Source organism: Xanthomonas sp. D-36-1 (assembly GCF_017746155.1).
In the GTDB taxonomy this organism is placed as follows: domain Bacteria; phylum Pseudomonadota; class Gammaproteobacteria; order Xanthomonadales; family Xanthomonadaceae; genus Xanthomonas; species Xanthomonas cissicola.
In genome coordinates this window covers 1-10,976 of record NZ_JAGHWR010000095.1, presented here as the reverse complement: position 1 = coordinate 10,976, position 10,976 = coordinate 1, and the positions used below count along the sequence as shown (strand labels likewise).

8 protein-coding genes are annotated in these 10,976 nt (G+C 61.6%); 2 read left to right on the top strand and 6 right to left on the bottom strand.

Features of this window, described 5'->3' with window-relative positions:
• Nucleotides 1–72: 72 nt before the first annotated feature.
• Together J7367_RS20525 and J7367_RS20520 are read right to left on the bottom strand one after the other, a co-directional pair.
• A complete protein-coding gene (locus J7367_RS20525) occupies nt 73–3,135 on the bottom strand; it encodes a TonB-dependent receptor (RefSeq protein ID WP_007963962.1) in 3,063 nt (1,020 codons plus the stop codon).
• Between the two features lie 361 nt (nt 3,136–3,496).
• On the bottom strand, nt 3,497–6,481 hold the full coding sequence (locus J7367_RS20520) for a TonB-dependent receptor (RefSeq protein WP_057661484.1): 2,985 nt from the start codon (nt 6,479–6,481) through the stop codon (nt 3,497–3,499).
• A gap of 336 nt (nt 6,482–6,817) precedes the next feature.
• Between J7367_RS20520 and apbC the strand changes: the two genes are divergently transcribed.
• Both apbC and dcd read left to right on the top strand, forming a co-directional pair.
• Nucleotides 6,818–7,669: an iron-sulfur cluster carrier protein ApbC gene (gene apbC / locus J7367_RS20515; protein ID WP_007963958.1), complete on the top strand. Its 852-nt coding sequence runs from the start codon at nt 6,818–6,820 to the stop codon at nt 7,667–7,669.
• A 96-nt stretch (nt 7,670–7,765) separates the two neighbouring features.
• Nucleotides 7,766–8,335, top strand: a complete 570-nt coding sequence (gene dcd, locus J7367_RS20510; protein WP_005912996.1) for a dCTP deaminase — start codon at nt 7,766–7,768, stop codon at nt 8,333–8,335.
• Between the two features lie 156 nt (nt 8,336–8,491).
• Here the strand turns inward: dcd and J7367_RS20505 are convergent, their stop codons facing one another.
• The 4 genes from J7367_RS20505 to J7367_RS20490 all read right to left on the bottom strand — a co-directional run bounded on the left by J7367_RS20505 (nt 8,492) and on the right by J7367_RS20490 (nt 10,211).
• Nucleotides 8,492–8,677 (bottom strand): DUF5668 domain-containing protein, encoded by a 186-nt coding sequence (locus tag J7367_RS20505; RefSeq protein ID WP_022559000.1) that lies wholly within the window; start codon nt 8,675–8,677, stop codon nt 8,492–8,494.
• A 245-nt stretch (nt 8,678–8,922) separates the two neighbouring features.
• Entirely contained in the window at nt 8,923–9,090 is a 168-nt protein-coding gene (locus J7367_RS20500; RefSeq protein WP_003486900.1) for a DUF5668 domain-containing protein, read from the bottom strand.
• Nucleotides 9,091–9,117: 27 nt separating this feature from the next.
• The gene (locus J7367_RS20495; RefSeq protein ID WP_057661482.1) at nt 9,118–9,552 is read right to left on the bottom strand and encodes an HIT family protein; all 435 of its coding nucleotides are present in this window, start codon (nt 9,550–9,552) and stop codon (nt 9,118–9,120) included.
• Nucleotides 9,549–10,211 (bottom strand): dienelactone hydrolase family protein, encoded by a 663-nt coding sequence (locus J7367_RS20490; RefSeq protein ID WP_057661481.1) that lies wholly within the window; start codon nt 10,209–10,211, stop codon nt 9,549–9,551. Before J7367_RS20490 ends, J7367_RS20495 begins: the two co-directional genes overlap by 4 nt.
• Between the last annotated feature and the right edge of the window lie 765 nt (nt 10,212–10,976).

The following is a 10,976-nucleotide window of genomic DNA, read 5'->3' as shown; positions in this document are numbered from 1 at the left end:
GCGAGTTGTTCAGGGCGGACTAAATAACGTGATCCCTGGAAGCGTCGCATGGACGCCTCCAGGGTCCTGCGATTAGAAGTCGTAGGAAGCAGAGAGACGCAGGTAACGCGGCGTGTTGTAGCTGTAGTCCTGCAGACCAATGCCATAGGTGTTGGACACCAGGCCCGGATCGGTTTCATAGACGCCATCAACGCGATTGGCGCTACGGTCATTCAGCACATTGAAGACCTGTAGGCCGACAGCCAGCTTGTGGTCGGCAAACGACGGACGATAGGTCACGCCAAGATCCAGATTCTTGATCCAGGGCGTGCGACCTGCGTCGCCAGGCCTAGAGGGTTGGCCACCACAGTAGTGGTATGCGGATCCGTAGCTGATCGGGTCCAGTCCATCTTCAAAATAACCAAGGCAGGTTCTTGGTGTGCCAGACATCACGCGGAGCGTGGCCGACGCCATCCACTCTGGGCTGATTTGATAGGCACCAAAGGCCTTCAGTTGATGGCGACGGTCATTGGCAAGGCTTCCGCCCGCGTAATACATCAGTGCGGCGGCATCCCAGTCCTGAGTCTTGGACACATCTGCCTGGCCAAGATCCGATTTAACCTGACCTTCAGTGTTGCCATAGCTGTGTGACCAGGTGTAATCGACGCGGCCATACCACTTCTCGTTGAATGGATGTTCCAGGAATAAGTCGACCGAGACATAGCTTCGCTTGGCCTTGTCAGTGAAGCCCCAGTCTTGCTGCGACATCCGCACCTGGGTATAGCCGGATCCATCAGCATTGGCCAAGTCATAGGTGTTGGTCTTGCCGGGATTGAACATCACGCAGCCAGGAATTTCGACTGCATCAGCATCAATGCCGCTTGCTGTGAGCTTGTCTGCAATCTTCGCGGTGTCGCATACATCGTCAATCGCACTCTGCAACTTGCGATAGGTGAATTTGGCGCCGGAGTTCCAGCTTTCGCCCAGGGTCTTTTCAAAGCCGAGGATGAATTCGTCTTGATATTGCGACTTCAGATCGGTCGGGGCAAAAGCATTTGGGTCCGGTGCCTGACCATACTCGCCATTGGATGAAACAGGACCCGGCCCGATGGGTGTCAGGCCCGTCGGTTCGCCATTGGCATCGATACCTGTGTAAGTGAAGTACTCATCGGTATAGGTCGAAGCCGAGGCGCCGCGGATCGCCACGCTGTTAGGGAGTGCAAGATAATAGCGGCCAAGGTTGGCGAAAACTTTCAGCGAAGAATCGCCGAAGACATCCCAGCTTGCCCCGAAGCGCGGTGCCCACTGGTCACCGCTATCGACGTATTCGACATGGTCGCTGTTGTAGTTGGTGAACTGATCATTGCGAATACCCAAGGTCAGCAACCATCGATCGTTAACCTGCCAACGATCTTCCAAATAGTACGCCTTCTGTTCGACTGCCATGCTGGTCGTTGTAGTGAAGATGCGCTGTTGTGCGTAATAACCATTCGAGCCAGGGCCGGTGACACCGACCCCGAGGCCCGGGCGCACCGCCGTCTGCTCGTCGGCTGCTCGACCATAGATCCACTGGTAACCAGGACCCGTGGTGCGTACGCCCTCGTCATAGGCGTTGAAATACATGTTGTCCACACCTGCAGTCAGGTCGTGGTCCCCCAGCCGATAATTCAATTCCAGCCTCAAGCTGCGGCTCTTATTGATTGGATCATCAGCTTTTGCCCGATTGGTAGCCTGATTGTTGCGGATCGGCGTACCACCAGTAATGGCCGGATTCTGGCTCGTCACACTTCCCAGGAATGGAAGGTCGGAAATGAAGGGATTGAACTGCTGGTTGTGCTGGGTGCTGCGGCCCCAGGTTGCGTTCAAGGTCAAGTCATCGGTGATATAGCCGGTGTACTTGAAAACGTCGTAGGTGTCCTTGATTTTGTAGGTGTCGGGATATGTGCCTGTGCGGTCACCACCTACAAGACCGTCGTAGTCAAAGCTTGTGTAGTAACCGCTTCGCCTGTCGGTGTTTTGGATTCGAGTGTATTCAACGATATTGCTATCGTTGATGTTCCAATCCAGTTTTCCGTAGAATTTCGGCGTGCTGTACTCGTAATTGTTGCGCGCCTGGATGGAGTCACTGCTGGCATTGGTGCTGACGCCGTCAACCTTCTCCGATTCGCCAGCCACAAAGATGAAGAGCCGATCTTCGATCAAGGGGCCGCCTGCATAGGCGCTGTAGACAGTCCGCGTCTGCTTGTTGTCTTTGCCGGCGCGATATAGCGTGCCTGGCTGGTCAGGCGTGTCGTACTTATATCCTGCAGGCAATGTTGCATTTGGAAACCACACGTCTCCTCGCGAACTCGCAAGCGAGTCCGGCTCCCACACCGTTTGCACGCCAAAATGCCACTCGTTGGTGCCACGCTTGCCGAGCTGGTTGATGACACCACCCGTAGAACGGCCGTACTTGGCGCTGTAACCGCCGGTATATGTTTCCTGCTGGTCGATGGCGCCGTACGGCAAGCTCACGCCACCGAGGTTGCTCAGCGGGTTGCTAACGTTGAAGCCGTTAATGTAGTAAGCGTTTTCTGTGACGCCTGAGCCACCAAAAGACACTACGGAGCGCGAGCCGTTGTTGAATGCGCCTGCACCCGACACCGCACCCGGCGCCAGCAGGGCAATCGCTTCCGCACTACGGCCCAGCGGCAAGGTAGCCAACTGCTCGGACGTGATCACCGAGCGCGCGCTGGTGGAGCTGACATCGATCTTCGGTGCATTTGCGGCGGTGACGGTGATCGCACCGAGCGTGGTTGCATCGGCATTGCCGCCCGATGCGGCCGCGCCAGCGAAGGAGACCTCGGTGCCCGAGCCGACGCGCAGCTGCACATTCTTGCGGGTGTCGACCACCTGATCGCCACGCTTCAGGGTGACGGTGTAGGCTCCCACCGGCAGCGAGCCGAGGTTGTAGCGGCCATTTGCATCCACCGTAATGGTGCGGCTGAGACCGGTGTCGCTCTGCACGACGATCGTGCTGCCGGCTTCGGACGGGGCACTGCCGTAAATGCTGCCGGTGGTGCTTTGCGCGTAGACCGCGCCGTTGGTTAGGCAAGCACCGAGCACGACAGCAAGGGCGGTGCGTTTGAGGACTTGGCGACGAAACTGATTGCTCATTCCTGACCTTTCAACTGGAGTTCGGATAAGGGCGGTCATCGGGGAGTCAGATGGCCTTAACCCGAACGTAATGAATGCCTGCTACCGAGTGCAAGCATCTGACATGATTTGTTAATGAAATAACTCGAATCCGCATCGGAAGTGAGGAATTCGGCACAAAGTGGCGTTGTGTTGCACACCTAGGCAAACGACCTGGAGCGGGCTTGCCAATTAATGGTTACGTTCGATACAGATTGCACGACCTGCTCGACCAGATCGCACGTTCCTGGGTGTTTTTAGCCGCGAGCGAAGATCCATCGCGTCGCCAGGCCGCAACAAAAAAGCCCCGACAAGCGGGGCTTTTTCGATACGCGTGAGGCCGTCAGAATCGCACTGTCGTTCCCAGATAGAAGAACCGGCCCACGTTGTCGTACAGCGCAGAGGTGAAATCCGAGCCGAAGTAGTTGCGCGGCGGATCCTTGTCGAAGGCATTGTCGATGCCCAGGTACACGTCGATCTTCGAGCCGGGGAATTGATAGCCGAACTGGACGTTGTGATACACGTACGAGCCGTTCTTGATCGGGCTGGCCGAGCCAGGGTTGCTGTTATAGCTCTCCGGGGTCACGCGCAGGTTGCCGTCCACGTAGTTCATGTCCCACGACGCGCGCCACGCGTTCCAGTTGTACTTGGTCTGGAACTGCGCACGCCAGCGCGGGTCGGTCACGTAGGTCACGTACTCGTCGTATTCCTGCGGAAAGTCCTGGAATACCCACTCGCGCGACTGGATCAGGCGGGTGCCGACGAACCGCAGCACGGTATTGCCTTGGCCGAGCTGGAAGCGGTAGTCCATTTCCAGATCCACGCCCACGCGACGCGAACGCGCCAGGTTTTCATTCAGCGCCTGCCACCCGATGATGCTGTGTTCGGGATAGATGCGCCCCTGTGGGTCGGTGAAACCACCCAGCGGTGCACGCTGCACGAAACCGCAGAAGCTATTGCCGATGCCACCGGGGTTATCCACACAGCGCGTGGCATTGGTCTCCGCCGTCACGGCGCCGATGGCATCGCGCAGGTCGATGCGCCAGTAGTCGATCGACATGCCGAACCCTTCGAAGAACTCCGGCTGCCACACCAGGCCGTACGACAGGCTGCGCGCGCGTTCCGGCTTGAGTTCCGGATTGCCGCCGCTCACGCCCGGGCGGGTCGCGGTGTAGGTGTCGATCCAGCCCACCGGAATGCCCAGCGCACTGCAGTTGGCCTGACGCAACGCCACATCGCCGGCGGTGCCGGGGCGGTTGATGTTGGTGGGCAGGTAATTGCAGGGGTCGTTGATGGTGGCGAAGTTTTCGCTCTGCGAGTCGTACAGCTCGCCAATGCTGGGCGCGCGTACCGCCTGGGCCAGGGTGCCACGCAACCGCAGCGACGGGATAATGGTCCAGTCCAGACCGATGTTCCAGGTCTTGGTCGAGCCGATACTGCTGTAGTCCGAATAGCGTCCTGCAACGTCCAGGGCCAGACGATCCACGCCCGGCAGGCCGGCCAGCAACGGAATGGTGCTCTCGACGAACACTTCCTTGACACTGTAGTCGCCACCGCTGTTCGGGATGGCGTTGAGGAAAGTCGCGCCCGACGCGGCCAACGGGTCGGTGACTTCCTCGCTCTGTTCCTTGCGGTATTCCACGCCGCCGGCGAAGCCGATGTCGCCTGCCGGCAGCGACAGCAGGTTGCTGTTGGCCACCGAGGCGCTGAACACGGTCTGCTGGATCCTGGCTTGCGAACGCGCGGTGGTGTTGAACCACGCGGCCGCTTCCGGGGCGACCGCGCCGTTACCGAAGACACTGAAGGGCATGCAGCCTTCGCGGGCCAGTGCCGAGTACACGCGGCCGGTGTGGGGATTCACCGCAGTCGGATCCAGCGTGGTGCGGCAGACGATGCTGCCGCTGGCATCGCGTGCGGCGTCGATGCCGGCCTGCCAGCGTTCGTTGATGCGGTTGTTGAGGTTGAGGCGGTCCACCGTGGTCTTGCCGTAGTTGGCCGACACATCGTAGGTCCAGTTGTCGGTGACGTTGCCTTCGGCGCCGAGAACGGCGCGGTAGGTCTTGCGTTCGATGTTTTCGCCGCGGCGGCCGGCATCGACATTGAAGCGGTTCATCAGGATCTGCGTGGCGCCGCGCGAATCCATCAGGGCGCCGAGTTCGGGGCTGACATAGGGGTTCTGACGACGCACGCGCAGCGAGCTGTCGAATGCGGGCTGGCCGAAGAATTCCGAATCGGTTTCGCTGTACTTGCCTTCGAAGAACACGCGATGGTTTTCGCTGATCTCGAAGTTGATCATGGTGTTGACGCTTTTGCGATCGAAGCCGGGCTGCAGGTCGGCCACCGCGTTGAGGTCGACGAAATCGCAATCCACGCACGAGGTGTTGCTCACCACCGTGCCGTTGTAACGGTTGCGACGGAAGCTGCCATCGTCGTTGAACAGATAGCGGTTGCCGTAGCTTGCCGGGTTGCGGAAATCGAACGTGCCCAGATTGAAGGTGCCGCCGTAGGAGGTCGAATGGTTGCCACCGGGGCCGCTGAGCACGTTCTGCGGGTTGCGCTCGCTCGGCGGAAGGGTGGGGTCAAACGCGGGGTTGGGCACACTCACCAGGTACTCGCGGCCGATGGCGCGGTTGCCGCGACCGAAGCGATCTTGCTTGCTGTATTCGCCGGACACCGCGATGTTGCCGCGGCCGCCTGCGAAATCGGTGCCGGCAGAAAAGCTGGCAAATGAGCGGTTGTAATTGCCTTCGTCGGCCAGGCCGGTTTGCGCGCGCGTCTCGAAACCGGTGAACGATTTCTTGAGGATGAAATTGACCACGCCGGCAACGGCATCGGCGCCGTACACCGCCGACGCGCCGCCGGTAATGACTTCCACGCGCTCGACCCATTCCACTGGAATGGTGTTGACGTCCACCGCAGTCGAGCCCGGGCTGGAGCCCACGTGGCGACGGCCGTTGACCAGCACCAGCGTGCGGTCAACGCCCATCCCGCGCAGATCGAGCAGACCCAGGCCGGCAGTGCCGATAAAGCGGGTGTAGTTGCCCAGCGTGTAGCTCGGCGCCAGCGCCGGCATACGCGCCATCAAGTCGCTGATGGTGGTCGCGCCGGTGGCGCGGATTTCTTCGGCGCTGATGGCAGTCACCGGCGAAGGCGTGACAAAGCCGGTACGTGCGATGCGCGAGCCGGTGACGGTGACCTTGTCCAGATCGGTCGTATCGGGTGCGACCCCGTTTTCGGACTGGGCGGCGGCATTGCCTGCGGCCAGTACGCCGAAAAGTGCAGTACTAAGGCGGTGGCGACGGATGCGTTGCGAGGTACGGCTCGACATGATTTCGCAGATTCCTTGCTGAGATTCGATTTGCATAGTTGTGTTCGCTGAGCGCCAGCTGAACTGTGTTTTGAACGTAACAATTGTTTAATCTTGTGTCCATGTTTGCGAAATTTGTCACTGAATGTCACGCAGTGACTGCGCGCGCATTTGGTCGCGCGAGCGAACCGGCCAGTTGCTTCCGACCGAGCCGGTACACTCACGCCCTTCTTTTGATGCCGCGCAAAGCGATGTTCGCGTTGCTCGCGGTGGCACACGACATGTTGGGTAGGCGATGAACACGATGGTGGAAAGTGGTTTCTTGGCGGCGCGCGCTGTTGCGCAGGCGGTTGGCGCATGACCGGCGAACGCAGAATCGCCGCGCATGCGGTGCAGGGCGCGTTGGCGCCGCATCCGCGCATCCGCAATGTCATCGCGGTGGGGTCGGGCAAGGGTGGGGTGGGCAAGTCCACCACTGCAGTGAATCTGGCGCTGGCGCTGCGTCAGCTGGGCGCGCGGGTGGGTGTGCTGGATGCCGATATCTATGGGCCGAGCGTGCCGGCAATGCTGGGCCTGAGCGGCCGGCCGGATAGCCCGGACAACAAGTCGATCGAACCGCTGCGCGCGTTCGGGATCGAGGCGATGTCGATCGGCCTGTTGGTCGATCAGGACACCCCGATGATCTGGCGCGGGCCGATGGCGACGTCCGCGCTGACCCAGCTGTTCAGCGACACCCTGTGGGACGACCTGGACTATCTGCTGATCGACCTACCGCCGGGCACCGGCGACATCCAGTTGACCCTGTCGCAGAAGATTCCGGTGGCCGGTGCGGTGATCGTCACCACGCCGCAGGACATCGCCACGCTGGACGCGCGCAAGGCCTTGAAGATGTTCGAGAAGGTCGAGGTGCCGGTGCTCGGCATCGTCGAGAACATGGCCGTGCATACCTGCAGCAACTGCGGTCACCGCGAGCATCTGTTCGGCGAAGGCGGCGGCGAGCGCATGGCGGCGCAGTACGGCGTGCCGTTGCTGGGCTCGTTGCCGCTGGAGATTGCGATCCGCGAACAGGGCGATGCGGGTCAGCCGATCGTGGTAGCCACGCCGGAGTCGGTGGCAGCCCAGGCCTACCTGGCGGCGGCGACGCGGCTTGCCGAGGAACTGGGCAAGCGCCCACGCGCCAGCATCCCGATTTCGGCATCGCTGCTGTAACGCGGCCGGCCGGCTGCAGCTGCCGGCCGCTGGTAGAATTCGCCGTCTTCGCGCGGGCCGCTCGGCCCGCCGCCTTCCGTCTTCAAGGAACACCGCATGAGCATCAAGAGCGACCGCTGGATCAAGCGCATGGCCGAACAGCACGCGATGATCGAGCCGTTCGAGCCTGGACAGATCAAGCACGATGCTGCCGGGCAGCGCATCGTCAGCTTCGGCACCTCCAGCTACGGGTACGACGTACGCTGCTCGCGCGAGTTCAAGGTGTTTACCAATATCAACTCGACGATCGTCGATCCCAAGCACTTCGATCCCGGCAGCTTTGTCGATATCGAATCGGATGTCTGCATCATTCCGCCGAACAGCTTCGCACTGGCGCGCACCGTGGAATATTTCCGCATCCCGCGCGACACGCTGGTGGTGTGCCTGGGCAAGAGTACCTACGCACGCTGCGGCATCATCGTCAACGTGACCCCGCTGGAGCCGGAGTGGGAAGGCCACGTGACCCTGGAATTCAGCAATACCACGCCGCTGCCGGCGCGCATCTATGCCAACGAAGGCGTGGCGCAGATGCTGTTCTTCCAGTCCGACGAGGTCTGCGAGACCTCGTACAAGGACCGCGGCGGCAAGTATCAGGGCCAGACCGGCGTAACCCTGCCGCGTACTTGAAGCAGCGACCGAAACGACTGCGCTCGCCGCCAGGCGGGCGCGACCGATACTCGGAATCGGCATGTGCCACGCGTGCACTCCGGTTCGTCCATGCCCGTCTGACGGCTGCTCGCCGGGTCTTTGGCCGCTCCTGGTGCAATGGCGCGGCCGTGACCTTCAGCAGGTCGCAGCAGCCTTCTGGCGGTAGCGCAGCAGGTGGCGCACGCCAGCGGCGATCAGAAACACCGGCCACCAGGTCGCAATCAGGTTGCCCACATCCATATGGGCCAGCCCCAGGTTGTCCAGCAGAAACAGCGCGCCCATGACAATCAGGAACAGGGCGGGGATCAGACGGTAGTTCATGGCGATGTCCTCGTTGGGTATGAGGCCATGCTGCGCCCGATGCGCCCCACGATCAGGTGCCGGAAGTCAACAATCGCAGATGACAAACGTCATGTCGGGCGCCTCATTCGGTGCAACTGCGCCACCCGAGCGCAGCACCGCACATCAACTCGCAAGCGTCAATCCGCCCATCGGCTGGAGGGTCAGCAGCGCCGATGGCCAGCTCTGACCAATTCCGACTCCCAACTCCCCAGGCCCAGCTTCACCTACTTGCCGCGCCCGAACAGCATGCCGATCCCGCAAGCGACCAGCGCAGCCGGCCACCAGGTGGCGATCAAGCGACCAAGACTGAGATTGGTCCAGCCCAGGTTGTTGGCCAGGAACAGCAGGCCGACGAGGATCAGGATCAGCGCGGCGACGACATTGGATTTCATGCGGAAGACTGGTTGAAGGACAGGCGCCTATCGTAGCCGTTGCGCCCACGCCGCGACATGCTGCTGCAACGTCTCGGGCACAAAGCGCTGCGCACTCCCGCTGCCCCAGACAGGCCCGGGCCATGCGGCATCGCCGGGGTGACGGCCGACCAGATGCACGTGTAGCTGCCGCACGATATTGCCCAGCGCGCCGATATTGAGCTTGCTGACCGCAGGTTCGGCGCGCAGCAACTGCGAGAGCTGGTTGATTTCGGCCATCAACAAACGCTGCTGGCCACCATCCAGATCGATCCACTCACTGACATCGGCCACCCGTGGCACCAGCACCAGCCACGGGAAGCGGGCGTCGTCCATCAGCCGCACCTGCGACAGCGGCCCGTCGGCGACGAACACCGTGTCGGCCGCCAGGCGCGGATCGAGCAGGAAACCGCCCGCAGGCGTGCCCGGTGCGGTGTCGCTCATCCCAGATGCGCCGCGAAGAAGCCCAGGGTGCGCTCCAATGCGCGCTCGGCGCTGTCGGCGTCGTAGTGGGTGGGGTCGATGCTGCGGTTGAAGGCATGCCCGGTCGGATACACGAAGGTCTCCATCTGCGGGAGTTTCTCGCGATGGGCCTGGATCGCTTCGGGCGGAATGCTGGCATCGCGCTCGCCGAAGTGGAACATCACCGGCGCCTTGGGGGGGGCGTCCAGCAGCTGGGTGTTGCGGCCGTCGTAGTAGCTCACCGACGGCAGTCCCAGGCGAATTGCCGACAGCAGCGCGACCGAGCCGCCCCAGCAGTAGCCCACCGTGCCTACCTTGCCGGCGCGGGTCAGCAGGGTGGCAGCGGATTTCACCACCTCCACGGCGCGCTCCAGGCCCACCGCATTGGCCAGCGCCAGGCCGCGCTGCAGGCTTTGCTGGTCGTACGGCAACTGCACGTCCTTTTCTTCCAGATCGAAGAAGGCCGGTGCCAGCACCTCATAGCCGCGTGCGGCGTAGTCGTCGGCCACTGCGCGGATATGTTCGTTGACGCCGAAGATTTCTTGAATCACCACCAGGCCGCCGCGCGGGCTGGAAGCGGGCGTGGCGTGCCAGGCGGCAACCTGGCCGTCGGGGGTGTCGAGCGTGGTCCAGTGACCCATGGAAACTCCTGCTGCAGTCCGGGGAGGCGCGCATTATCGACCGGATCGGCGGGGGTGAAGGTGAGGGTTCCGCTAAGATGGCCCCGCGTTGCGCGGCATGCGGTTCAGAGCGCCGCCCCCGCACCGCTATAATTGACCCGCTCAGGCCCCAGGCCGCTCCGTTTCCCAGGCTCCTGCTTCCATGTCCCAGCTGAACCCCAAAGTCGGCTTCGTCAGCCTCGGCTGCCCAAAAGCAAGTCTATTTATATCTGTCTCGGGCCGTGCTGTAAGAGCTTGCTGAGCTTCGGAGTGCTGACGAGTAGAGAGGGTTTTTACGATCCGTGCGGCTATGTTTGTGCCCCGTCTGTTGCGGCAGTCGCTGATCGATCAGGAGGCAATCCCCTAATCCCTGGGCGGCACTGTGCCCGCGTTTGCTAGCCTCCTCGAGGATGGGGGGGCGAAGCGGTTGCAGGTTGTCAGGAATTCGGGCGCCTCGGTGGATTAAGCCGTCACCTCAGTTCGGCTGTCCGCTCCAGGATGCCAAGTCCCGGAAACGGGTCTAGCCGTTGTTGGAACACGGGGCGGGCTTCGGCCTCGGGCGCAATCGCAAACCGCAGCTCGTGCTCGCTGGCTGCTCTTAGCCATTAGCGGCCTTCGTGGACGTTTGCTTGCAGAAACTTCATCGCGTGGGAGCACCTACAGTAATTCATCGCTGCTGCAATGGCCGCGATCTCAGCTAGCTGCAGGCGCAAAGCCCTGAATGCCTGCTAAGGAAGGTCTGATCAA